Annotated in this window: 12 protein-coding genes; all 12 read right to left on the minus strand. The window is 61.9% G+C overall.

What is annotated here, in order from left to right; all coding sequences use genetic code 11:
- Window positions 1-3: 3 nt before the first annotated feature.
- Complete coding sequence (locus tag E5K02_RS24985; protein WP_135399229.1) at window positions 4-1,662, minus strand: glycoside hydrolase family 43 protein; 1,659 nt, start codon at window positions 1,660-1,662, stop codon at window positions 4-6.
- Window positions 1,663-1,831: 169 nt separating this feature from the next.
- The gene (locus E5K02_RS24990) at window positions 1,832-3,880 is read right to left on the minus strand and encodes an alpha-glucuronidase (RefSeq protein WP_240737444.1); all 2,049 of its coding nucleotides are present in this window, start codon (window positions 3,878-3,880) and stop codon (window positions 1,832-1,834) included.
- 72 nt (window positions 3,881-3,952) lie between these two features.
- A complete protein-coding gene (locus E5K02_RS24995) occupies window positions 3,953-4,909 on the minus strand; it encodes a glycoside hydrolase family 43 protein (protein ID WP_135399233.1) in 957 nt (318 codons plus the stop codon).
- 47 nt (window positions 4,910-4,956) lie between these two features.
- Window positions 4,957-7,446 carry a glycoside hydrolase family 95 protein gene (locus E5K02_RS25000; RefSeq protein WP_135399235.1) on the minus strand — a complete coding sequence of 830 codons (2,490 nt, stop codon included), beginning with the start codon at window positions 7,444-7,446 and terminating at the stop codon, window positions 4,957-4,959.
- A 68-nt stretch (window positions 7,447-7,514) separates the two neighbouring features.
- A complete protein-coding gene (locus E5K02_RS25005; RefSeq protein ID WP_135399237.1) occupies window positions 7,515-9,443 on the minus strand; it encodes an alpha/beta hydrolase-fold protein in 1,929 nt (642 codons plus the stop codon).
- A 96-nt stretch (window positions 9,444-9,539) separates the two neighbouring features.
- A complete protein-coding gene (locus E5K02_RS25010) occupies window positions 9,540-11,468 on the minus strand; it encodes a glycoside hydrolase family 97 protein (RefSeq protein WP_135399239.1) in 1,929 nt (642 codons plus the stop codon).
- Between the two features lie 39 nt (window positions 11,469-11,507).
- Complete coding sequence (locus tag E5K02_RS25015; protein ID WP_135399241.1) at window positions 11,508-13,178, minus strand: glycoside hydrolase family 43 protein; 1,671 nt, start codon at window positions 13,176-13,178, stop codon at window positions 11,508-11,510.
- Window positions 13,179-13,469: 291 nt separating this feature from the next.
- Entirely contained in the window at window positions 13,470-15,083 is a 1,614-nt protein-coding gene (locus tag E5K02_RS25020) for a RagB/SusD family nutrient uptake outer membrane protein (RefSeq protein ID WP_167856586.1), read from the minus strand.
- A 24-nt stretch (window positions 15,084-15,107) separates the two neighbouring features.
- Window positions 15,108-18,542, minus strand: coding sequence for a TonB-dependent receptor (locus E5K02_RS25025; RefSeq protein WP_135399245.1), 3,435 nt, complete (start codon window positions 18,540-18,542; stop codon window positions 15,108-15,110).
- A gap of 145 nt (window positions 18,543-18,687) precedes the next feature.
- Entirely contained in the window at window positions 18,688-19,728 is a 1,041-nt protein-coding gene (locus E5K02_RS25030) for a FecR family protein (protein WP_135399247.1), read from the minus strand.
- A gap of 140 nt (window positions 19,729-19,868) precedes the next feature.
- A complete protein-coding gene (locus tag E5K02_RS25035; RefSeq protein WP_135399249.1) occupies window positions 19,869-20,435 on the minus strand; it encodes an RNA polymerase sigma factor in 567 nt (188 codons plus the stop codon).
- Between the two features lie 1,105 nt (window positions 20,436-21,540).
- The gene (locus E5K02_RS25040; protein WP_135399251.1) at window positions 21,541-25,338 is read right to left on the minus strand and encodes an AAA family ATPase; all 3,798 of its coding nucleotides are present in this window, start codon (window positions 25,336-25,338) and stop codon (window positions 21,541-21,543) included.
- Window positions 25,339-25,347 lie beyond the last annotated feature (9 nt).

A 25,347-nucleotide genomic window follows, 5' to 3' on the forward strand; every position in this document is an offset into this window, starting at 1 on the left:
GGGCTAGTGGTTTAGCAGGGTGCCGTACACGGCCAGGGCAAAGTCGTAGCCGCGCTTGTTGTTCAGGAGCACGGGCTGGCGGTTTTGGTAGGCGCTGCCGCCGGCGTAGGTGTCCTGCCGGCTCACCCGCCAGAACAGCGGCGCCGACTTCGCCACGCCCTGCAGCTCCAGAGCGTAGCGGTGCCCGGCTTGCAGCGTCACCTGCTGGGCGGCGGCAAAGTCGAATTGCAGGATGCCAGCGGCCTGGGGTGTGTAGCTGATGCCGTTGGCGTTGCCCAGCAGGTTAGCGCCGGCGGCGTAGGTGGGCGCATCGGCGGCCAGGCCCGCGGCCGGCCCCAGGTCGTAGAGGGCCAGGGTTACCGGCTGCCTGGCATCCGTGCCGAACCCATCCCCGCCAAACAAATCAAGGCGCGTCAGCCGGCAGTCGGCTTTCACTTCGAAGGTCTGGCCGAGGCTGCTGACGCCCTGCTTGTGGTTGAAGCTCAGGTTGTCCAGCGCCAGGGTGGCCGGGTCGGGCATGGTGCTGAACACGGGGCTGCCGGGCCACTGCGCGGGGCGGGGCTGGGTGTTTTCGGTCAGCGTGACGCCCGCGCTGGCGGCTGGTGGCGGGGCCGTAGCCGGGGCCAGGGGTGGGCGCTTGGGCGGGGCGGGCTGGGCGCCTTTGCGGGGCGGCACGCTCAGGCCGGCTACCGTGTGGGTGATGGGCTGAATGGTGCCGTCGGGGTTGTTGTAGAGGTACTCGGCGCACACGCTGCGCCGGCCCAGGGCGCCACTTTCGCCGGTGGGCAGCGTGAGCGTGGCGTTGTGGTAGAACAGGTACCACTGCTTCTTGAACTCCACCACACCGGCGTGAATGGTGTAGCTGTTTTTGGCCTGCTCGGTGAGGATGCCCTGGTAGGTCCAGGGGCCAGTCACGCGGGGCGCGGTGGCGTAGCAGAGCTTTTCCCACATGCCCTGGTGCGCAAAGGCCGCGTAGGTGAGGTAGTACACGCCGCCGCGCTTGTGCAGCCAGGGCCCTTCGGTATAGTTCGGCACCTCGATGCGCTGAATGGGGCCGTCCAGCTCCGTCATGTTGGGCTTGAGCTTGGCCAGGTAGCAGTTGGGGTTGCCCCAGGCCAGCCAGGCCGTGCCGTCGTCGTCCACGAAGACCGTCGGGTCGATGTCGTCCCAGCCGTTGGGGCCGGGCGTGGTTTTATCGGAAACGAGAGCCGAGCCGCGGGCGTCCACGAAGGGGCCGGTGGGGCTGTCGGACACGGCCACGCCGATGGCCTTGGCGTTGGCCGGGGCGCCCTCCTGCACCGCCGCGTAGAAGTAGAACTTGCCGTTGCGGGCCACCACCTGCGAGGCCCAGGCGTCCTTTGTGGCCCACTTGAAGTCGCGCACCTGCATGATGGGGCCGTGGGCGGTCCAGTTCTTCATATCGGACGAGGAGTAGCAGCGCCAGTCGTTCATGTTGAACATCTGGCCTTCCTTGGCCTCGTCGTGGCCCACGTACAGGTACACCCGGTCCTTGTACACCAGCGGGGCCGGGTCGGCGGTGAATACGTCGCGCAGGATGGGGTTTTCGCCCGGCTTGGGGTTGGTCTGGCCGTAGCTGCGCGGGGCCGGAGCGGCTAGCGCAACTGCCGCAACCAGGGCTACATAGGGGAGGAGTTTGGGCATGTATGGAAGGGTGGAATAGGGCGAAACGGACGGTTCGGAAACCACCAAGAGCTTTGTCAGTGGAGTTGGTGAGGTGTAATGGCCTGCCGTGGCGCCTCACCCCCCCGGCCCCCTCTCCGGAGGAGAGGGGGAGCCAGACGATTTTTAGGTCTGCGGCTTCTGCTGGATACTAGGGCTGGCGGGCCGGGCGTGGAGCCGGCGTGTCGTACTTGATGAGGGCTTCCAGCGTGTGCATGGGCGGCTCCACGGCGGCTGGAATGGGCAGGCGGCTGAACTGCTGGAAGTAGAGCAGGCAGGCGTCCTTCCACATCACGGCGTTGCCGCTCTGGGTGCGCAGCTTGTTTTGCACGGCCGCAAACCGCTCGGCATCCACGTAGGGCTGGGCCCGGTCCCAGGTGCGCTGAAACTGCCGCACCTGCTGCACGCCGTGGTCGTAGTGCAGGGCCAGCTCGTCCCAGAGGGTGCGGCCGCTTTTCATCCGGAAAGTCCAGGGCAGGTGGTGAAACCAGAGCAGGTACTCATCGGGGCAGGTGGCGGGGTCGTTAAGCTGCGAGGCCAGCGGCTCGTGGTACTGGCTCACCGCGTCGCTGCCCGTCCTGGTGCGGTCGAAGCCCACGCCGTTGGCGGCCGCCTGGTGGTAGTAGGGCGGGGTCCAGTCGGCGCGCATGCCGGAGGGCGCCCACCAGGGGCCGGGGCCGTAGTGGTGGTAGGTGGCCGACATGATGTGGTGCAGGCCCAGTGGCATGGAGTAGTCGACGATGGCCTCGCGGCTGGCCAGCATCAGCTGCGCTACGGGCGTCAGAAACTTCGCATTCCATTCGGCCTCGGCGGCAGGCGTGGCATCGGCGGCGTTCTGGAAAGTCAGCTTCAGCCACTCCTCAGCTATCTGGGCGCTTTTGGCGCTGCTGTTCCAGGCCAGCCGCCCGAAAGCGTACCAGTTGGCCTGCGCGAAGTCGTGGCCGGTCCAGTTCCGGTCCAGGCCCACGTTGGACACACCGGCCATGGCCGAGTGCGCCTGCCGGTACACGCTGCCGTTGGTGCAGCGGGCCACGGTGCTGCCGGGGCCGGCCTGGTAGGTGTCGCTCTGCAAACACTCCTCCCACATCGGCGCCAGGTAGGCCAGGTCGATGGCGTGGCCGAGGTACTCCTGGGTGATTTGAAACTCGGGCATGACGGCCGTCTTTTTCAGCGCCCCAAACAGCGGGCTGAACGGCTCCCGGGGCTGAAAATCCACCGGCCCGTTTTTCACCTGGATGATGACGTTGTCGCGGAATTTGCCGTCGAGCGGCACAAATTCGTTGTAGGCCTGCTTGGCGCGGTCCTTATCGGAGGGGCTGTACACGAAGGCCCGCCACATCACCAGGCCGCCGTAGGGCCGCACGGCGTCGGCCAGCATGTTGGCCCCGTCGGCGTGGGTGCGGCCGTAGTCCTGGGGGCCGGGCTGCCCTTCGCTGCTGGCCTTCACCAGGAAGCCCCCGAAATCCGGCACCTGCTGGTAAATCTCCTTCACCTTGCCCTGCCACCACTTGACGACGGCCGGGTCGAGCGGGTCGGCGGTCTTGAGGCCGCCCAGCAGCACCGGTGAGGAAAATTTTACCGAGAGGTAGGTTTTCACCCCGTAGGGCCGCAGCGCGTCGGCAATGGCTTTTACCCGGCCCAGGTACCCGGCGGAGAGTATCACGGGCGAGGCATTCACGTTGTTGAGCACGCTGCCGTTGATGCCCACCGAGGCGTTGGCCCGGGCGTACTGCTGCCACAGCGTTTGGTCGCGCCGGGTTACGACCAGGGCGCTGTCCTTGCGCCAGAAGATGGACTTGCCCGCGTACCCCCGCTCCACCGAACCGTCGGGGTTGTCCCAGTGGTTGAGCAAGCGGTGCTCGTACGAGGGGTTGGAGAGGCCCGCCTCTGGCGCCTGGCCGATTTGCTGGCGCCGCAGCAGTTCGAACACGCCGTACAGCAGGCCCCGTTCGGTGCTGGCCTGCACGCCCTGCGCGCTCAGGCGAAACCCGTCGTACTTGATGGCCTTGTCCTTTTTCAGGCTCAGCGTGATGGTGGCGCCGGCGGGGCCCTGCCAGCCTTGCTGCAACTCCTGCCGGGCCGTGGCGAGCAAGGCGGAGGTTCTGGCGGGCAGTACGACCGTAACCGGTACTGATACGTGCGGCCGCAGCCAGAGCTGGTGGCCGTCTTCGGCGCGCAGCCCTACGGCAGGGCCTAGCATAAGAACAGCGAGAAAGAGCTTTTTCATGGGTGAGAGGCGCAGGGTGCGGGATCAGTCAGGCAGCGTAGCGGCTTACTTCACCGGCGCTACGCCCTGGGTGGTCTGCACGATTTTTTGGATGGAGCCGTCCTTGTTGTAGTGCAGCTCGTCCACGCAGATAGAGCGACGGTAGCTGCCGCCGGTGGGCAACGAGCCGTTGTGGTAGAAAAAGTAGCTTTTACCCTTGTAGTCGATGATGCCGGGGTGGGTGGTGAAGCTGTTGGGCACGTTTTCCTGGATAATGCCCCGGTAGGTCCACGGTCCGGTGGCGCTGGGGGCCGTGCAGTACTCTATCATTTCGGGCTTGGTACCCTCGCTGGCATACACCAGGTAGTAGAGCTTTTTGCGCTTATACACCCAGGGGCCTTCAATGTAGTTCTTGGGCGTTATCACATTGATGGGGCCGTCCAGCTCGGTCATGGTATCCTTGAGCTTTACCCACCGGCAGCTTAAGTTGCCCCAGTACAGGTACACCTGCTTGTCGTCGTCCACAAAAACGGTGGGGTCAATGTCGTCCCAGGCGTGGGGCTTGTCCTTGGTCATCTCATTGACGATAAGCGCCTTGCCGATGGCATCCTTGAACGGCCCCGTCGGCCTATCCGACACAGCCACCCCGATGGCCGCCCCGCCCTGGCTGTTGGCGTCCTTCTTGTGAAACGTCGACACAAACCAGTAGAACTTGCCGTTGTGGTACACGCACTGGGCCGCGTACGCATCGCCCGTGGCCCAGGCGAAGGTGCGGGGCGAGAGACGCTTGCCGTAGTCTTTCCAGTGCACCATGTCGGTGGTGGAGTAGATGCGCCAGTCGGGCATCTTGTAGTTGGTTTCGCTCACCGAAGCCGTGTCGTGGCTGGTGTAGAGAAACAGGGTGTCGCGGTATACCAAGGGGGCCGGGTCGGCCGTGAACACGTCGCGGATAATGGGGTTTTGCGCCTGCGAAGGCAGGGTGGCCCCAAGGGCCAGCAGCGTGACAAGCAACGTTTTTTTCATAGGGCTGGGGGTAGCTAGGCTGGGCGGAGCAGGAATGAACGGCGGCGCTAGCGCGCTTGCAGGGAATAGGTTTTACCGGCTTCGGTAGCAACATCATACACAAACGACGGGGCTAGCACGGGTCGCTTAGGGGTAGTTTTGGCGGAAACCAGGGGCGGCTTGAGGGCCGGGGTGTGGTAAAACGGGTTGGGATTGTCGCCCTGCGCCGCTAGCAGCCTGGTGCTGCCCGTGGCCACCACGGGGCTGTGCACCCGCACGCGGCAGGTGCCCCCGAGCCGCGAGGTGATGCGCGCCCGGGTAAGCCGGCCCTTGTTCCAGGCCAGGTCCACCAGGTAGCCGCCGCGGGCCACCAGGCCCGTTACCTCACCGGTGGGCCAGGCGGCGGGCAGGGCGGGCAGCAGATCCAAAGTGCCGTCGTGGCTTTGTACCAGCAGCTCGGCTAGGCCCGCGGTGCAGCCGAAGTTGCCGTCAATCTGAAACGGGGGGTGGGCGTCGAGCAGGTTGGGGTAGGTGCCGCCGCCCTCGCCCGAATTGCTCCCCGCGCCCGAGCGCAGCCGCAGCTGGTCGGTGAGGAGCTTGTAGGCGTGGTTGCCGTCCTGCATCCGGGCCCAGAAGTTCACCTTCCAGCCCATCGACCAGCCCGTGGACACGTCGCCGCGCTGGGTGAGGGTCACGCGGGCGGCCTCAAACAGCTCGGGGGTGCGGTAGGGCGAAATCTGACTGCTCGGGAACAGGCCGTAGAGGTGGGAGATGTGGCGGTGCTGGTCCTGGGGGTCGTCCACGTCCTGCAGCCACTCCTGCACCTGCCCGTGCTGGCCAATCTGCAGCGGGGCCAGCCGGTCGCGCAGGGTGCGCAGCGTATCGGCAAAGGGCTGGTCGAGGCGCAGCAGCTCGGCGGCCCGGATGGTTTTCGAGAACAAATCGAAGGCCAGCTGGGTGTCCATGGTAGTGCCGGCCACGATGGCAATGCTCTTGCCCCGCAGCGAATAGGTATTCTCGGGCGAAACCGAGGGCGCTACTACCAGCCACTGGTGGGTGGGCTCGGGCTGCAGGGCATCAACCAGGTACGTGGCCGCGCCCTTGAGCACGGGGTAGTACTCGCGCAGAAACTGCTCATCGCCGGTGAACTGATAATGGTCCCAGAGGTGCTGCGTGAGCCAGGCGCCGCCCATAGGCCAGAGGCCGTACTGCGGCGGGTCGACTTGCCCGGTGATGCGCCAGATATCGGTGTTGTGGTGCAGGGCCCAGCCGCGGGTCCCGTACATCTGGCGGGCGGTCTGCTGGCCGGTTACGCTCAACTCGTTTATCATCCTGAACAGCGGCTCGTGCAGCTCCGTCAGGTTGGTGACTTCGGCGGGCCAGTAGTTCATTTCGGTGTTGATGTTCACCGTGTACTTGCTGTCCCAGGGGCCCTTGAGCTGGTCGTTCCAGATGCCTTGCAGGTTGGCCGGCTGCCCGCCCGGCTGCGAGGAGCTGATGAGCAGGTAGCGCCCGTACTGAAAGTACAAGGCGGCCAGCGCGGGGTCGTGGCCCTGGGCAAAGCCCGTCAGGCGCTGGGGTGTGGGCAGCTGGGCGGCGGGCGTCACGCCCAGGTTCAGCGTCACGCGGTTGAAGTAGCGCTGGTAGGCCGCGACGTGGTCGGCCAGGGCCTGCTTATAAGGCTTGCGCACGGCCGCCGACAGGTAGGCCGCGGCCCGCGCAGCCGGGTCGCCGCTTACGTCGTGGTAGTTATGGAAGTTGGTGCCGATAGAAATGTAGAGCGTGGCGCTGTTGGCACCCTCCAGGCGGATGCCCGCGTCGGTAGCCTGCACGGTGCCGCCCTCGGCCACGGCCTGCACGCGCGTCTGGAAGCGAATCTGGCCTTCCTGGCCTTCGTGCTCACTACCGCGGCCGTCCAGCACCAGCTGGTTTTGCGCGGCGTGCCGGGTGTGCGGCATGGGGCTTTCCTGGCTGAGCAGGCAGCTGATGCGGCCCGGCTTGCTGGCCGTGAGCCGCACCATGACGACCTGGTCGGACAAGGAGCTGAACACTTCGCGCCGGTAGGCCACCCCGCCCACCTCGTAGCTCACCGAGGCCACGGCCCGGCCGATGTCCAGGTCGCGCTGGTAGTGGGTGACCTGGTCGTGGCCCGAGAAGTCGAGGTACACGTTCGAGGCCGTTTGGTAGGGCATGCCGCTATTGCCGGCGGGCTGCATCCGGGCTTGAGCCAGGGCCTGGGCCTCTACCAGCTGCCCGGCCAGCAGCTGCTCCCGGAGCTGCCGCACCACCGGCAGCGCATCGGCTTTCACGTTGTTGTTGGGCCCGCCGGCCCAGATAGTCTCCTCGTTCAGCTGGAGCCGCTCCCGCTGGGGCCCGCCAAATACCATAGCCCCCAGGCGGCCATTGCCCAGGGGCAGGGCCTCATTCCAGTTGGCGGCCGGCTTGTCGTACCAAAGCCGCAGGGGCGTCGGCTGGGGTTTGCGCGCGGCGGCCCCCGGGGCAGTTGTCCAGCAAAGCATCAGCAAAGCGGCCCTGACTGGCCAGTGAAGTTTCCGCATGAATGGGATTGGCGCTACCTCGTGAAAAAGCAGAAGATGGAAAGGGACTTACCGAGCCATATAGCGGCCTAAAACAGCTTCTGGGCAAACAGATACAAGTCGTGGCGCCACACGGGCCAGGTGTGGCCGCCGGGGTACTCGCTGTACGCGTACCGGATGCCGAGCTCGTCCATCTTGGCCCGCATCACCTTGTTGTTGGCGTAGGCTATGTCTTCCGGTCCGCCCATCGAGAGCCAGAGCTGCCGCAGGTTGGTGTTGATGGTGCCCGCATTGGCTTTCATGTAGGCATACTGCGGGTCCGACAAGGCTGGGTTGTTGGCAAAGAAGCCCGAGCTGAACACGCCCAGGTAGCTGAACATATCGGTGTTCTTCAGGCCCGCGTACAGCGTCTGCAGCCCGCCCATCGACAGGCCGGCCAGGGCCCGGTTCCGGGCCCCGGGCGCCACGCGGTAGTTGCTTTCCACCACCGGCAGCACGGTTTGCTTGAGCTCGTCCTCGAAGCGTTTCAGCGTGGGCTCGCCGAAACCGGCCAGGCCCCCGGGGCCGCCCATGTTGCCGTCGAGCATCACCACGAGCATGGGCTTGGCCTTTTGGTCGGCAATGAGGTTATCCAGAATCAGGTCGGTTTTGCCTTGCCTGGCCCAGCCGGTTTCGTCTTCGCCGCCGCCGTGCAGCAGGTAGAGCACCGGGTACCGGGCGGCCGTATTGGTGTCGTAGCCGGCCGGCGTGTACACGAAAAACCGCCGCCACGAATTGGTGACCTTGGAGTAGAACCGCCGCTCGCGCACTTCGCCGTGGGCCACGTCGCGCAGGGCGTAGAAGCCCGTGCCGCGGCCGGGAATCTCGATGCCGCTGGCCATGCGCCCCATGCCGTAGAAGGTGTCGCTGGCGGGGTCGGCGACGGGCAGCCCGTCGAGCACCAGGGAGTAGTAGTGCAGGCCCCGGCTCAGGGTATCGGTGGTGACGGTCCAGGTGCCGGTGCTGTCCTTGACCAGGTCGTACTTGCGGCCCAGGTCCAGCTGGGCCTTCTGTACGCCGGGGGCTTTGAGGCGAAACACGGCCCGGTTATCGGGCAGAATCTGGGGGTACTTAGCGTTGCGCACGTTGGTGGCGGCCGGCGCGCCCAGCACGGTGTAGGTGGGCAGCGCGGCCACGTCGACGGGCCTGAACAGCTGCTGGGAGAACATATAGAGCCCGTTTTTCCAGACCTTAAAGTCGTGCCCGCCGGCCTCCAGGTAGTACACGTGGGGCACGCGGTGCTCGTAGAGGTAGTCGTGGGTGCGCTGGCTCACGGGCAGCAGGCCGTCCTGGTCGCCGCACGAAATCCAGAGCAGCTTGAGTTGCTGCTTAGCTTTGGCCGGGTCGGGCACCAGCAGCCCGGGCTGCTTGGTATTCGGGGCCGAGGAAAACCCGCCCACCCAGGCAAATTTATCCAGGTGGCCCAGCCCAAAGTTCAACGACTGCCCCCCGCCCATGGACAGGCCGGCAATGGCCCGGTTCTCGCGGCTGCGAAGCACGGGATAGTGCTTTTCGACGTAGGGAATCAGGTCGGTGAGCAGGTCTTGCTCGAAGTTGGCAAAGGCGGCCACCTTCTCGGGACTGAACACGTCACCCACGGCCCGGTCGTCCTGCATGGCGCGGCCGTTGGGCATCACCACCAGCATGGGCTTGAGCTTGCCGGCCGCGTACAGATTGTCCAGAATCACCTGCGGGCGCCCGCCTTTGAGCCACTCCTTCTCGTCGCCCCCGATGCCGTGCAGCAGGTAGAGCACCGGATACTTCTTCTTGTTGGAGTAGCCCGGCGGCGTGTATACCAGCGCCTTGCGCACCGTGCCTACCGTTTTAGAGGTATAGCTGATGCTGTCCAGCTTGCCGGTGGCAATGCCCGCAGTAGCTTGGTCGAAGCCCTTGGGGGCTTCCATCCCGGTTTTTTGGGCAACGGCGCTGCGTACGCTCAGTAAGGCCACGCCCAGCAGAAAGGCAAAGACAGTTCTCATAGCTTACAATCGATTCATTCGCTAATGCTTCGTTAACCAGTGAGTTGGGCAGGCCTGGCCAGGAATGTTTACTGCGCGGGTAGCGCCGCCGCATCGCTAGGGCTGCACCACAAAGCCGCCGCGGGCCGGCAGGGTGAGGCTCAGGGCCGGGCCGTCTATGGCCCTAGTGCTGAAGCTGCGGTGGCTGGCGCCGTCGGTGATGAGCGTGCCGCCGCTCAGGCCCAGCGTACCCAGGTCGAGCTGAATGGTTTTAGGCGCGTCGGTGCCGTTGATGCCGGCCACGTACCAGCGGCCGTCGGGGGCCTGGCGGGCCAGCACGGCGTACTCGCCGGGGAAGCCCGCCACGAACTTCACATCCGCCCAGCGCGGGGGCAGCTGTTTCACGAATGCCTGCACGTAGGCGGGCTGCGCGGCCATGCCCTCGGGCACCTCGGCGTAGTGCTGAATGCCCGACTGAAACAGCACCGACAAGGCCAGCTCAAACGCGTTGGACGTGCGGCGCTCCTTGCCCCGAATCTCGGAAAAGGCCATGGGCGTGAAGTCCATCGGCCCCACCGCGTTGCGGGTGAAGGGCAGCGTGGCGCAGTGCGTGGCCTCCTGGTCGGTGTTGCGCTGGTCGAAGGTCAGAAACTCGAAGCCCTTCACGGCCTCCATCGTCATCAGGTTAGGGTAGGTGCGGTTCCAGCCCCGCGGGATGGTCGTGCCGTGGAAATTCACCAGCAGCCCGGCCTGGGCCGCGTCGACGAGCAGGTCCTGGTAGTAATTCATAAACGACTGTCCGTCGCCGCCGAAGAAGTCAACCTTAATGCCGGCAATGCCCATCTGCCTGATGCGGGCAAATTCTTTCCGGCGGCTTTCGGCCTCGAACAGCACGTTGGTGGGCGTTTGCGGGGCCTCGTTCCAACGGCCGTTGGAGTTGTACCACACCAGCAGGCCCACGTTCTTGGAGCGGGCATACTGGGCCAGCTCCTGGGTTTTGTCGTAGCCGATCTGCTGGTCCCAGAGGGCATCTACGAGGCAGTAGCGCCAGCCCATGGTGGCCGAGTAGTCGATAAAGCGGCGCTGCACGTCGTAGGTGGTGTTCTGGTCGCCCAGCAGCACCCACGACCACGAGGCCTTGCCGGGGGCTTCGGGCAGCACGGGCGTCGTGGCGGGCACGCTCAGGTCGGTGGTCAGCGTCGATTCCACGATGGGCGCCAGGGAGTTGCCCACCACAATAACGCGCCAGGGCGTACGCCAGGGCAGGCGGCCTTCGGGCAGCAGGGCCGCGTCGGGCGTGGTTTTTTCGGGCGCCTGCGGGAAGGCTACGCGGTACTCGGCGTCGGGCGACTCGTGCGCCAGGTGGGTGCCGGCGTAGCTGCGGCCCATGCCGGCCTCGGTCAGCAGCACCCAGTGCCCGCCCGTCGCAAACAAGGCCGGAAACGACCAGCCCTGCCCGATGGTAGACGGCGTGCCGGCGGCGATGCCCCGCTGGTAATTCTCCTCGTACGAAGGCTGGGTGTTGGCAAAGCCGGTTTGGGCCTTGGCGTGCGGGTGCAGCCAGCCTTTGGCAGTGGCCGGCAGGTGAAACGTAGTAGCCTCGGCGGCAAGGCGCTGCACTTCCGGCTCTTTGCCTTCCAGCACATACTGAAACGCTACCCCGTCGTTCGACACCTGAAACACGACGCTCAGCTTCAGGGCCTTGGTGTTGCCCGCGAAGTGCACCACGCGCCGGTTGGCCCGGTAGTGGCAATTCGCGCGCTTGTCGGTAGTTAGCTCGTAGTCATCCGTTACGGCTTCCACCTTGTCGGCTTTTTTCAGCTTCAGGCCCTGGGTAAGGTCGGCGCCGGCTAGCTGCAGGCCCAGGCGGGAAGGGCGCAGCAGCTCGGTGCCGGCGTAGCGCACGGCATAAGTCGGCTGGCCCTGCGGGGTGACGTCTACGGTCACCTGCACCGCCCCATCGGGGCTGCTGACCAGAACGGGCTTAGCGGCCTGCGCCGCAGTCAGGGGCAGCACAAGCAGGCACAGAAGGGGAATGGAGCGCATACGGAAAGAAAGGTGTAAGCTGACGAAGGGGCCGGCGGATTACTTTTTGTACATAGGGTCATGGCCCTCGTACTTGAGCCAGGTAAAGGAGGCGGTGTTGGTCGTGGGCTGCCCGGCCGAGGTGCCGTACATGCCGTACAGGCAGCCAATAAAGCCGCCCGCTACCTGCGTGCTCAGAAAGCGCGCGTCTACCTTGTCTTTCAGCAAGGTGTAGTTTTTGCCGTCCTCCGAGAAGCGGAAGCTGTAGGTATCTCCGTCGGCGTTGATGCGCAGCTGCACTTTGCCGACTGCCGCTTGCAGGGGCGCTTTGGCCAGCAGCTCGGGGTTCTTGGTATCGGTCGTGCTCTTGAGCAGCTGCACGACCGGCTTGCCGTTCTCCACCGATTTGCAGAGGTAGTAGAAGTGCTTCTCATCCTGAAACACCACCAGGCCGGCCGTTTCATTGGCCGCCCTGGCCGCAAAGCTCAATTCGGTTTCGGCGCTGCCGTACAGATGCTGCTGCCGCTTGCCGACAAAGGCCGGGTTGCCGGTTTCGGCCACCGTTTCGGGCTTCAGCTTCAGGGTGAGGCCGTTGGCCTTGCTCAGCGAGAAGCTGGCGCTGTCCACGGTGCGCATAAACAGCAGCGCCGGGTCGAGCTGCTTGTCGAAGGTGAGCGTGTAGGCGAAGTTGCCGCTCTGGGGCCGGGCGCCTTTCTGCTTGACTTCGGGGAAGCTGGCCTTGTAGGAGTACTGCACTCCGGTGGGGCCGGGCGCCATCACCGGCCACTCGTCTTTCCACTCCACGGGCACAATGAAGGTTTCGCGCCCGGTGTTGTAGAAGTTGTCCTCGTAGGGCCGCACGGCCAGAAAAATAGCGTAGGTTTTGCCATCAGGCCCTTCCACAAACTGCGCGTGCCCGGCCGAGGTGATGGGGTCTTTGCGGTCCTTGGGCAGCTCGCGCTGGGAGAGGATGGGATTTTTCTCGTAGGGCACAAACGGCCCCAGGGCCGCCTTGCTGCGGAAGACCACCTCCGTATGGTTCACCGACGTACCGCCCTCGGCCGCGTAGAGGTAGTACCAGCCATTGCGCTTCATCAGGTGCGGGCCCTCAATCCAGACGGGCTTCTTGCTCAGGTCGACCCCGCCGTTCACCACGATTTTCGCCTCGCCCACGGTTTGCAGCGTTTGCGGGTTGAGCTCGATCATCTTGATGGAGCGGTGACCGTCGTAAAGAGGCTTGTTGTCCGGCGGGTCGCTGTTGTAGATAACGTAGGCCTTGTCGCCCTCAAAATACAGCGAGGGGTCGATGCCCTTTACCTCGGGCAGGAACGTGGGGTTGCTCCACGGGCCGGCGGGGTTTTTGGCCGTTACCACAAAGTTGCCCTTGTGGTCGATCAGCGTGCAGGTGACGTAGTAAGTGCCGTTGTGGTACTCAATGGCCGGCGCAAACAGGCCCCGCGTCATCCGGTCGCCCATAAACGTCATCTGCGCGGGCCGGTCTATCACGTTGCCAATCTGCTTCCAGTTTTTGAGGTCCCGGCTGTGCATCACCGGAATGCCGGGAAAGTAGGAGAAGGTGGAGTTGACCAGGTAGTAGTCGGGACCTACCTTCACAATACTGGGGTCCGGGTAAAAGCCGGTGAGGATGGGATTAATCAAGTCAATCGATTGTGCAAAAAGGCCGGCAGTTTGCAGCAGCAGGGTGGCCATCACGGCCAGGGATTTTTTCATGCTCGTGATTTTCTCGGGTACGCTTACCGGGTGAAGGTACAGGTTAGAACGCGTAGCTAAAACTAATAAATGCCGGGCCGTTTCTTCCGCTTCGGCAGCCTCCCGGTCAAGACGGCGCTGCTGGCGGAGTGGACAGCAACAGCGCCGGTGCCGCCCGATTGACGCTGCTTTCCCTGCCCGGGATGCATCCTTCCTGATTTTATTCTCCACCCGGGCTGGGCTACGCAGCGCAAAGCCGGCTGGCTGCCTTAAGGGAGGCAGCCAGCCGGCTTTTGGGGAAGCAGCTGGCAATCAATAGCCAGGGTTTTGCGCCAGCTTCCAGGTTTGGGCATCGTTCAGGGAAATGGGCAGCAGGGGCATCGGGTTGACCGACTGCTCGGTGGCCACGTGCGACTGGGCGCGCGCCCGGACGTCAGCCGGCAGAATGCTGAAGTAGCGGCCCGTACGAATCAAATCCCACAGGCGCAGCGACTCTTCCCCGAATTCTACCCGGCGCTCGTGCCAGATGGCGTTCAGCAGGGCCTGGCCCGACAAGCCGGGGGCCAGATCGGGCAAGGTGCCGGGCGGGGTGTTGGCGGGCTCGTAGGCCAGGGAGCCCAGCGTGGTGCCCGGCGGCCGGGTGGAATTGCGGGCCCGCTGCCGCACCTGGTTGACCAGCGCTACTGCTTCGGCGGATTTACCGAGCTGGGCGGCGGCTTCGGCCTTCATCAGCAGGATGTCGGCGTAGCGCAGCTTGCGGATGTTCTGCGGGCCCGACTCCGGGGCGTTGGGCGCCAGGATAGCCGCCTTGCGGTTGAAATAGCCCGTGGCATTCTGCGTCAGGTCGACGGGGTTGAGAATACCCAGCACGATGTCGTTGTTCTTGATGACGGTGACTTCGCGGCGCGGGTCGTTGGGCTCAAACTCGTCCACCAGATTTTGCGTGGGGTTGTTGAAGCCGTAGCCGAAGGTTCGGCGGTTGTTCTGAAAGATATTGTTGGTCGTACCCACCGAAATGGGGCCGTAGCCATCGTTGGAAGTGGCAAACTGGATTTCAAACAGCGACTCGCTGCTGTTCTCGCCGATTTCCTGGTGAATAGCCGCGTAGTTGGCCAGCAGGCTGTACTGGCCGGAGCTGATAACGGTGCTCGTCAGGTCGTACACTTCCTGCCAGGTGTGGTTGTTGCCGTTCACGGTGCCCAGCTGGTAGAGGATGACGCGGGCCAGGTAGCCGGTGGCCGCGCCCTTGGTGGCCCGGCCGTTGTCGGCGGCGGCGTAGGCGCCCTTCTCGGGCAGCAGGGCCGCGGCGGCCTTCAGGTCTTTTTCGATGAAGGCATAGGTCTGGGCAATGGTGGCGCGGGTCGCGTTGGGCGCCTCGGCGGGCGTCACGTTCTTTTCAAAGAGCGGCACGCCCCCGAAGCCCTTGACCAGGTTGAAGTAGAAATAGGCCCGCAGAAACAGGGCTTCGCCCTTCAGGCGCGCTTTCAGGGCCGCGTCGATGGTGCCCGCGTCGATGTTGTTAATCACCGTATTGGCCCGGGCAATGCCCGTAAAGCTGTGCACCCAGAGCGTGGTCACGGGCGGGTTCGAGGGCGGAATGTTCCAGGTTTTGAGCTCAATCAGGGACAAAAAGTCGCTGGGCGAGCTGCCGCCTTTCTCGGAATCGTCACTCATCAGGTCCCCGAACATCCATTCGTAGGTCTGGGCCACGTACTGGCCGGTGGGGTCGCCCCACTTGGGGCCCTGGTCCCAGGCGGCCACGTCGTAGACGGCGTTAATGGCCTGCACGGCATTGGTCGGGTCCCGGAACAGGTTGTCCTGGGTGGTGGTGCCCAGGGGCTCCTTATCCAGAAAGTCCTGGCAGCCCGAAGCCAGGGCGGTCGTTATCAGCAGGCCGAGCAGGACGGCGGCACGGGTGGGTTTCATAGAGGGTAGGTAGGACATACGTGGTTAGAACTGCAGGTTGAAGCCCAGGCGGTAGGTACGGGCCTGCGGGTAGTTACCGTAGTCCACGCCGTAGGCCAGGGGGTTGTTGTAGAACGCCGCCGTCGATATCTCGGGGTCGTAGCCCGTGTACTTGGTCAGGGTAAAGACGTTATCGACCGATACGAACACCCGGGCGCCGTTCACCTTCACCTTGCCCAGCAGCGACTGGGGCAGCGTATAGCCCAGCTCCATGTTGCGGGCGCGCAGGTAGCTGGCATCCTCCACGTAGCGGCTGCTCATCCGGTCGTTGCCGTTGGTATCGGTCGAGGTGACGCGGGGCTGGTTGCTGTTGGGGTTGCTGGGCGTCCAGCGGTCCATGCGGCTGGCGTAGAAGTTGCTCCACACGCCTACAAAGTCGGCCGACTTATTCAGGTTGAACGCCGCCCCGTTCAGCGCCTCGGCGCCCTGCACGCCGTAGAGCAGCACCTTGAAATCGAAGCCTGCGTAGTTCAGGCCCAGCGAGCCGCCGTAGGTGAAATCGGGGGTGGCAGAGCCCAGGTAGGTGTAGTCGGCGGCCGTAATCACCCCGTCGCCGTTGGTGTCCTGGTAGCGCACGTCGCCGGGCTGGGCCCCGGGCTGCACCAGCGTCCCGTCGGCGTTTCTGTAGGCGTCAATCTCGCCCTGATTACGAAATATCCCCTCGGCCTGCAAGCCGTAGAAGAAGGCTATTTCGCGGCCCACGTCAGTTAGGGTCGTGTTGTTGATTTGCGTCAGCACGTTGCCGCTGGCAATGGGGTTGGCCCCGCCCAGGCTGGTCACGACGTTGTTGATTTTGGTGAAGTTAAGCCCCACGTTGTACTGGAGCTTGCCTAGCTCGTTGCGGTAGTTAAGGGCCAGTTCCAGGCCGCGGTTGCGCAGGGCGCCCACGTTGGCGCTGGCCGGGGCCTGACCGACGTAGTCGGGCAGGGGCAGCAGGGCAATCATGTCCCTGGTGCGGCGCTCAAAGTAGTCGGCCGTCAGGGTCAGGCGGCTGTCGAAGAGCTCGGCATCCAGGCCCACGTCGGTGGTAATGGCCGTTTCCCACTTCAGGTCCGGGTTGTTGATCTGGCTGATGGCCAAGCCGGGAGCGGCCACGCCGTTGAAGGAGTAGGTCTGGTTGTTGCTGGCCACGGAGGCATAGCCGTAGTTGGGCGCGGCGTTCTGGTTGCCTACCTGGCCGTAGCTGGCCCGCAGCTTCAGCACCGAGAGGTAGCGCACGTCTTTGAGAAACTGCTCGTTGGAGATGTTCCAGGCCGCGCCTACCGACGGGAAGTAGCCCTTGCGCACGGGGCCCAGAAACTTCGAGGTCTGGTCCAGGCGCAGCGTGCCCGTCACCAGGTACCGGTCCCGGAAATTGTAGTTGGCCCGCCCAAAGAACGAGGCCAGGCTCCCGTCGTACTGCGAGCTGCGCACCACGTTGCCCGTGCTGCGCGAGGCCGACGCGTATTGCAGCGAGGCATCGGCCGGCACGTTGAAGGCCGTGATGGAAATGCCGTTGCCGTAGCCCCGCTGGGCCTCCTGGCCCAAGGTAGCCGAGAAAGAGCTGTTGTCGGCGAAGGTTTTGGTGTAGTTGGCGTAGTTCGACCATACCCACGACACGTTCTCGCTGCGCGTCTCAATCAGGGCACTCTGGGCCCGCTGGTCCACCGGGCCGATGTAGTACTGGGGCTGGTAGACTTTGGGGTGGTTGTTGAAGTAGTTGATGCCAAACGTGGAGCGGAACGACAGGCCCTTGACCAGCTCCACGTCGAGATAGCTGCTGCTGAACAGGTTGTTGTTCTGCAACTTGTTGTACTGCTGCTCGTCGAGGTAGCGCGGCACGTTCAGGGCATTGCGCGTAATGTTGTCCTCGTTGAAGGTCCCGTTGGGGCCGAACGGGTTGAGAACCGGGTTGGTTTGCAGGGCATATTGCAGCACGAGGTAGGGCTGGGAGCCTCCCTGGCCGTCGCCGCTGCCTGTCTGGTCATTGTGGGTAAACGTAGCCGCCACGCCCGCCTTGATGCGCTTGGTGAGCACGAGGTCGTCGTTCACCCGAAGCACATACTTTTTAAAGCCCGAATTCTTGATGATGCCGTCCTGCTGGAAGTAGCTGCCGCTGACTAGGAAGCGGTTTTGCTCGGTGCCGCCCGAGGCCGACAGACTGTAGTTGGCAATCAGGCCCTTCTGCGTCACCAGATCCTGGTAATCAATGCCTTCGGCGTTGGTGGCAATGGCATTCTGCAGCAGCGGGGCATAGTCGGGCAGCGGCTTGCCGGCGTTGGTGAAGGCTTCCAGCACGAGCGTCGAGTACTGGGCAGCCGTGGTCAGGGGCAGCGTGCGCCGGATCTGCTGGAAGCCCGTGTAGCCCGACAGGTTGAACTGCGTGGCGCCGGCCTTGCCGTGCTTGGTGGTGATGAGCACCACGCCGTTGGCCCCGCGCGAGCCGTAGATGGCCGTGGCCGAAGCATCCTTTAAAATCTCGGTCGACTCAATGTCGGCGGGCAGCAAAAAGCCAATGTCACTGGTCTGGATGCCGTCCACCACGTACAGCGGGTCGCTGTTGTTGATCGTGCCCACGCCCCGCACCCGGATGCGGGTACCCGAGCCGGGCTGGCCGCTGTTGGAGGTCACTTCCACACCGGCTGCGCGGCCTTGCAGGGATTGTACGGGGTCGGAGGTGGCTACCTGGGTCAGCTGGGTCCCGCTGATGGAGGCTACCGAGCCGGTCAAGTCGCTTTTGCGGGCCGTACCGTAGCCAATGACTACGACTTCGCTCAGGGCCTGCCTGTCTTCGCTCAGGGTTATGCGCAGGCCGGTAGCGGCTCCGGTTACGGGTACTTCCTGGCGGGTATAGCCCACGAAGCTGAATACGAGCACGCTGTTCTCGGGAGCTTGCAGGGTAAAGCTGCCGTCGGGGCCGGTGCTGGCCCCGATAGACGTGCCTTTCACGACCACCGTTACGCCCGGTATACCGTCTCCTTTCGCATCGGTTACCCGCCCGGAAACGGGGACATCCGGTCTACCGGAATCGTTTGCGGAAACAGGCTCGGAAGCCGCCCGCAAGAGCACGCGCTTGTTGGCTACTTCATACTGAACCTTGAGTGGGGCCAATACTTCGTCCAGCACGGCCAGCAAGGGCGCGTCCTGGGCATTGATCGTCACTTTGCGGTCGGCCCCAACCAGCTGCTGGCTATATACAAACCGAATATTGGCCTGACGGGCAATCTGACTGAGGATTTCCTTGATGGTTTGTGCCTCTGCCTGCAACGTAATTTTTTGCTCGAGTACTCCCTGGTGCACCGTCAGGCGGGATGCTGCCGGGCCCGCCGCCGCAGCATGCGCGGCCGTTGTCAGGATCGGCAAGCACAGGACTGCCGTTTGCAGCAGCAACCCGCTCACCGCAGACCGGGCAGGCGGGGGGAACTGTACAGTTTTTTTCATAGAGGTAGAGTAGTGGGGTGTGGGAGTTTGGAAAAAAAGGAAACCTCAACAGTGTCTTCGCAATCGATTGAGTAAATAGGTTCGGAAGCTGCTACAGTGGTCAACATCAAGTGGGTCTTCCTCTGAACGGGGCTTGCGGGTAAGGCTAGGTGCCTGACTGGCCCTGGCAGCCGTTGCTGTGAAGGAGAATGGTAGCGTCGGAAAGCGTGTAGTAGGCGCCCAGGGACTTGCATAGCAAGCCCAGCTTCTCAAACAGAGGCTCGTCGTAGAAGGTAATGCTGACGGTGCAGTCAGCCAGTTTGGCCGTATCGTACTTGATTTCAACCCCGTACGCTTTTTCCAGGGCCCCCAGCACGTCGGCCACGGGCCGCGCTTCAAACTCCAGGGGCTGGGGCGCCAGCACCACCGGCCGGTCTACCAGCTCCTTTTTCAGGCGCTGGTGGGCCGCTGAGTACACCACCTGCTGGTTGGGCAGCAGCACGACTCCCCGGGCGGCCGGGCGCGCGGGAGAAGCATCCAGCTGCGCGCCCTGCCGGGCCTGAACGGCCACCTTGCCTTCCCGCACCGCTACCGAAGCGTCTTTATCAGCTGCGTAGGCTTTCACCCGGAAGCTGGTGCCGAGCACAGTGGTAACCACTTGTTTGGTGAACACCAAAAAAGGTCGCTGAGGGTTTTTACTGACCTGAAAGAAGGCCTCGCCTTCCAGGTGCACTTCCCGTCGGGGGCCCGTCAGGGCCGTGCGGTAGCGCAGGCTGCTGCCCGGGTGCAAGCTGATCCGGCTGCTGTCGGGCAGGCGGAAATTCAGTATCTGCCGGGTTGAGTTAGTGCGCAGCTGCCACGTAGTGGCGGCGGCAACCTGGTTGGGTGGGACAGGCGCCCGCAAACGGCTGGTGGCCAGCACGAGCAAGCCCAGGCTGACGGCTAGCAGGGCCAGGACTGCGGCCCAGCGCCAGGGCGTCGAGGGCCACATGGCCACTACCCGGGCCGCCGGCTCGGTTGGGTGGCGGTGTTGCATCAGCCGCGCCCAGATGGCCTGCTCTACTTCGGCCGGCTTGTGGGCGGGCAGGATCTGTCCGTCCGCTTCTTCGAGCCGGTCGTACCAGTGCTCGACCAACGCCTGTTCCTCAGGCGTGCACTGACCGGCAAGGTAACGGTGCAGCAGATTGTGAAATTCGGGTTCCGTCACGGGGCGCAGGGGTTGGCAGGGTGCTGACTAGGAAGTCACCCAAGTCGCCGATTACCCTCACGTCAACCGCATTTATTTTTTACCCCGTATTCTAAATCAACCAGTGGATAATGGTAATTTACTTACTGTCAGAATGTTACCTATTTGATAAAAAATAGCAGGGGCCAGATCAGCATCAGAAACTGGCGCAGGTAGAGTCGCATGAGCTTGAGCGATTTCCGTAAATGGTACTCTACCGTTTTCTCCGACAAGTTCACGCGCACCGAGATTTCGGGAATAGTATACTGCTCCAGGCGGCTCAGGCGAAACACTTCCTGGGCTTTCTCGGACAGGTGCTGCATGCCCGCAGTCAGGGCCTCGTTCAGGTCAATGAATGCCACGGCTGCTTCCGTGCCGTTGTCGGCCTCGCTCAGGTGCAGGCGGCAGAACAGCTCGTAGCTCGTCCGCACCTTCTCGGATTTGATGTAGTTGATGACGCGGTAGCGAAGGGCCGAAAATAGATAAGGGCCGGCTTGCTCAATCTGGGTGGTAGTGCGTTTGCTCCACAGCGCTTCGAACAGATCCTGCACCAGCTCCTCGGCAACCTGCCGGTTCTTCAGCTTCCCGTACGCAAGGTTGAAAAGCGGATAGCTATAGCGTGTATACAGTTCGGCAAAGGCTGCTTCATCCCCGGCCTGCATTGCCGCGAGTACGGCAGAATCCGGCATACCAGCATAAGAAGATAGAGCAGCGGACTTCACACCTTAAAAATTAAGCAACACTACAAGTAGTAACGAATATACAGTTGAATGTCAAATAAGTCCACTCCGAGGCGTCGGCGTTTGCCTGGGTTGTGCTAGCCGGTCCGGTGCAACGACCCGCCGCACGCTGCTGCAGGACATGGAGCCCATCCGTATGGTTTACAACAAGAACCGCTACCGGGGACGGAAGTTCACGAAGGCCTCGGTACGGGAAGGGAAGTGCCCTAAGGGGGCGGGTAGCGGCCTGGCCTACTTCAGAGACCTGACCAGGCCCGGGGGCACGGTTGGCAGCACGGAGCTCCTGCAGCTGCGCTCGTGTTTACCCTTAGAAATATAGCAATGCTCCGCGTAATTCTATTCCTCGCTGCTAAGGCAAGGGCTTTACGGGCGTAGCATTTCCCGTTGGCGCATGGGCTTGGCCCCAATCGTGGTAAAAAGCGCGGAAGGTGCAACAGGCTCCGTTTGGCGACGCTTGACCCCGCCGTTGTTTCAGGCAGTACGACCAAGCAAAAAGCCCTTGGCATGCCCGTGCGCCAGGCTACCCACCCAGAGCATGTAACCGCTGACGGCGTCGGGGTTCTTCTCATAACGAGGCGAAAATTTCGCTAATGGAAGTGCCTGGACCCGGCACACCTTGTGCGCATCCATCTAGTCGTACACCTAGCCGGGCCGCAGCCGGTACGGAAGGTGAACAACGGCTTGGACGTCGGCGCGCGCAGGTATGGCCAGAAAGTGTTTCACCTGCTTCGCCGCCAGAGTGGCTATACGACCGAGGCGGGCATGAGACTGCACCTGGTCAGCTGTATCGAGGTTGATAGTCCGAAAAACCAAGGCGCCACGTTCCGTGTCGAGTTGAGTCAAAGCTCAGGGGAAGTAGGACGAGCTATACAGTTCTACTCCAGGTAAGAAGATGTATAGCCCATCGATAGATTTTAAGCGTTGTATGAATATTAGTACCGATAATACTGACTTATCGGTACTAAGTCCTCTAACTGTTACGAGTAGAGCTGCTACACCTAGCCTCTTTGGCTGGCTTATTCGAGGTGGTGGAAGTACAAAATTTGTCTTTAGGCTAAAACAACGATTTTAAAATGCCAGTAATTTCATGCGAATCAATGCCGCCAGCCGGGTCATCCTTGGTGATAATAAGCGTGCCGTTTGGCCCGCCCCCTTCAGTGTTGGGCAATATGCCATGCTCAGCATACCAAACTAGCTTGGCTTCCCAGCGACGCCGGTAGGCCGGATCATGCAACATCCCGCAGTGTTCCCAATAATAGGTTTGGCCGGTATCGTCATCCTCGATTGTAAAGTCTGGATACTTAATAATACCATCTAATTCCAATGGACTTTCGTAGTGGTAAGCTAGTCCATGGGTATGCAACAAATTGGCAATAATTACCTCCGACTTCGAACGAACGGCATCACCCCGGCTGGTGCGGTGTATCAATCGGTCCTCCAAAAACCGTTGGCCTACCTCTACAGGTCGTGGTGGACCGAAAAGGTTAGTAAGGCGTGCTGCCGTTGCGGAGAAGCCCTCTCCGCTCATTCGATGCAAATCTGTTGCCGAGCCCTCGTGCAACACCAAAACCTGCTTTTTCTGCCGGGTAAGAGCGGTATAAAGCAATTCCCTCGAAAGCATGAGGGGCGACTTGGGCAGCACAAGTATCACGGTATCAAACTCGCTGCCTTGAGCCTTGTGTATCGTCAGAGCATATGCTAACTCCAGCCCAGAGTCTTTCTCATCACTAAAATCAGACTCATAATACTTGACTGATAACCCAGGTTGAGTTGCAAACTCAATTTCCAGGTTCTCCGGCTTGAAAGAACGAAACCGTGTTTTCCGATGGCCTACCACCATTCCGATTTCTCCATTCGCTAGATAGCCCCGCATGCCTTCCTCATTCGGATAAAGGCGTCCGGCTGGCACAGACCAGTTACGGTTGTTAATAACCTTTGACCCGTAGATTATTTGCTGTTCACCTCGAGGTGGTGGAATGCTCCGATAGCCCTCTGACCTACGGGCTTGCTCTATTTGCAGGCCCTTATACCGTAGTTGAATGTGGTGATTTAACACATTGACCCCCCATGGTTGCTGGCGAACAGGACTCAGAATTTGCCAGCTTTCCGCTGCTCTACCGGAGCCTTGTCTTTTTCCATATTCCAGGTTGAACCAAGCTGAGCCTCTATCATCGAGTACTCCTCCAAGGCTAAGCGCGAAAGATTGCCATTCTTCCAGGTCAGGATCAAAACCAAGCGCGCTTGCTAAGACACCGGGCAGAGCAGCTGTCAATTCTTCAGGTGAGTCCCACCTTACAAAACGGATAGTATCGCTGCTACGCTGGCCTGTAAGTATTTCAAATACCTGGTCCTCCCCTGGGCCCCTAGACCCACCACCAAACCAATTGGCTAATTGTAAGTCGTCACGCTCGCCGGCTCCCTGGCGTCGGGGTATTGTAAGTGCTGCGTAGCTGGGTCCTACCTGTGGAAACTTGCTTTCGACCGCTTCAGGTGTGAGGAATGAAATAATGTCAGCGAAAGGACGGCCAGCACCAATAGGCGGCAGCTGACGAGGGTCGCCCACCAGAATAAGGCGCTGAACCCCACCAAGCGCGTCGAAAAGGGCTCCTAGCATTTCCTCCGTCAGCATCGAACACTCATCCACAATTACTGTGCGTGCTTTCAGCTCCCCTACGACGCCGGTAATGCAATAGCGCTGGGTGTTTCCGTCGTAGCGTTTAGGGGTGGTGCGGGAAAGGAATTGGGCCAATGTGGCTGCTTCCATTTGCTGAATGCCTGCAGCACGCGCAACTGCTTCCATGCGTACACGTGCTTTGCCGGTTGGCGCCAGCAGCAGAATGCGCCCTGTGGCCACTTCAGGATGGCTACAAAGCACCGACAACAGCGTGGTCTTGCCAGTACCAGCCGGGCCAATCAGCACGCTAAGCCTTGCAGCCGCCAATTCGGTCAGGGCACTTGTCTTTTCTTCACGGGCAAGCCTCTCTTTCTCCTGCTCGTCAGCATTGCCCATCAGAGGCCCCAGCACTTTGTCCAACTCGCCCCGCCAATCAGCCTTGACAATGTGCCTCTTCGTGCCTGCACTGGTACGCTTCTGTACGGTGCGCCGGATCAGCTCACCAATTTTTGCAAAGCGGTCAAGCTGGTAAGCCATAGTGCCGTCAGCCATGCTCACTGTATGCACGACATCACCAAAGTTCTCTGCTTCAGCCACAGCTAGCAGGTCTCCCGATACAGGTGTGCGGCGCTCATCCGGGTCATCGGTCCGCTCACGTAAGGCACGCACAATGGTAGCTTTGGCTTGGAGTGTATGGCCTTGTACTGCTGCACTCTCTAGCTCCCGAACTACAAGTGCCCGCATCCGCCGGGCGTCTACTGTCGTTGTTACCGCAGTTGCGCCGGGCAATTGAAACTTGTCTCGCACAAACCGGGCAGGTAGTACGCCTCTGTCCACTGTGCCAATACCTACAGCCCAAGGTGTAAGTCGGGTGTTTTCATACACTAAGTAGGGATTGGCCAGAAAGTCCGCGTCCGTGCCGAGAATTCCCTTGTCGTCGCGGATTTCTGGATTAGCTAGAATATCCGCCTGGTCAGTTGATAGGTCCATGCGGCTGAGCAAATCCAGAAATTGGCGCCGCTCAGGGGATTTGTGCTTCCAACTCTTCCGAATTGTATCATCCAGATTAGACGCTAGCGAAGCGGGCAGATGACGACTGGGCTCCGCAAGAGTTTCTTCCCACAGTGTCCAAGGATTACCTTCCTCACCAGCCTTTTCCTGCAACAGTAAGCCGATGAAATTGCCCATTTCCAGTCCGGTAGCAGCCAGTACGGCTCCTAGGCCTGGAAAAGCTCCGCGCAAGCGCCAGAGTCTTCCTAGCTGTGCATCTATCCAGGTATCCTGCCGTTTTTTGTCGTAGCCGAACAACTCTTCAGCTCGCTCCAGCGCATTACGGCACGCCAGTAGAGCGCTAATAGCTGCATCCGGACCGAGGTGTTCGGTGGCGTACGAAAACTCTGTAAACCGGTCTTCTGGTGCGAAAGCTACTGCTTCAGCCGGGTCAAATTTTATCCCTCCTTCTGACTTGGCCAAAGCTTCGTGATAAGGCAGAATAAACCCATCAGCGAAGTCTGGTCGAATCGAGTGCTTAACCATTCGCTCCCAGAGCAAGCTTCGAATGGGCGCTTTGGTTGCCGGGCGGTCATACTGGTACTCGGTAAGATCACCTACTTCCCATACCCGGCCAACTCCAACGATGACTCGACGTCCGGTATCTTCCACCAGCGGCACTTGCTTGGCGTAAAAGAATACCAGTGACTCCTGAGGCCGGATGTGGTTCCAGAAGCAGTCTAGAAGCACGCGGTGGTTGCGGTGGTCCTGCAGCCAATTGGTTTCAAAGTCTAGCTGCGGCTCGTAGCTGCGGTCAATATCTTCAAGCGGAAATTCTTCTATGAGTCCGCTAGCATTTTTCCCTTCGTCGTTAAAGACAAACGACTTCATCAGCCACCGAAAAGGAAGTCCAGCCGCTGCGTAGGCTGGATAACGTAGAATTGTAGGACGGAAGTGAGCGTGGGTATCCGAGTTGGGCCTGGCGTAGGGGTGGGCATGCTGCCGCTCGAGGGCAAATGGAGCCATAAAGGTGGCTCGTTCCTTAACGCACGGCGGAAACTGTTCCGAATCCAGGTTCTGCAGCGACTCGCCGGCCAGACATTCTTCGGCCTTGTCATCCTTGCTGGCTGCTATATTCTTCAGCTTCAAACAGGCCGTATTCAGAGTAGGGCAGGCGCATACTGTGCCATTCCAACCGGCATCATGCCAAGGCACCCGAATAGAAATGTGGCGTAGAGGATACTGCATAGAGGTTGA

This window comes from Hymenobacter metallicola (genome assembly GCF_004745645.1).
GTDB lineage: Bacteria > Bacteroidota > Bacteroidia > Cytophagales > Hymenobacteraceae > Hymenobacter > Hymenobacter metallicola.

Bases quoted from the DNA above. Each gene is read 5' to 3' on its own strand.
- E5K02_RS24985 (WP_135399229.1), bottom strand. From the start codon at position 1,662: ATGCCCAAACTCCTCCCCTATGTAGCCCTGGTTGCGGCAGTTGCGCTA.
- E5K02_RS24990 (WP_240737444.1), bottom strand. From the start codon at position 3,880: ATGCTAGGCCCTGCCGTAGGGCTGCGCGCCGAAGACGGCCACCAGCTC.
- E5K02_RS24995 (WP_135399233.1), bottom strand. From the start codon at position 4,909: ATGAAAAAAACGTTGCTTGTCACGCTGCTGGCCCTTGGGGCCACCCTG.
- E5K02_RS25000 (WP_135399235.1), bottom strand. From the start codon at position 7,446: ATGCGGAAACTTCACTGGCCAGTCAGGGCCGCTTTGCTGATGCTTTGC.
- E5K02_RS25005 (WP_135399237.1), bottom strand. From the start codon at position 9,443: ATGAGAACTGTCTTTGCCTTTCTGCTGGGCGTGGCCTTACTGAGCGTA.
- E5K02_RS25010 (WP_135399239.1), bottom strand. From the start codon at position 11,468: ATGCGCTCCATTCCCCTTCTGTGCCTGCTTGTGCTGCCCCTGACTGCG.
- E5K02_RS25015 (WP_135399241.1), bottom strand. From the start codon at position 13,178: ATGAAAAAATCCCTGGCCGTGATGGCCACCCTGCTGCTGCAAACTGCC.
- E5K02_RS25020 (WP_167856586.1), bottom strand. From the start codon at position 15,083: ATGAAACCCACCCGTGCCGCCGTCCTGCTCGGCCTGCTGATAACGACC.
- E5K02_RS25025 (WP_135399245.1), bottom strand. From the start codon at position 18,542: ATGAAAAAAACTGTACAGTTCCCCCCGCCTGCCCGGTCTGCGGTGAGC.
- E5K02_RS25035 (WP_135399249.1), bottom strand. From the start codon at position 20,435: ATGCCGGATTCTGCCGTACTCGCGGCAATGCAGGCCGGGGATGAAGCA.
- E5K02_RS25040 (WP_135399251.1), bottom strand. From the start codon at position 25,338: ATGCAGTATCCTCTACGCCACATTTCTATTCGGGTGCCTTGGCATGAT.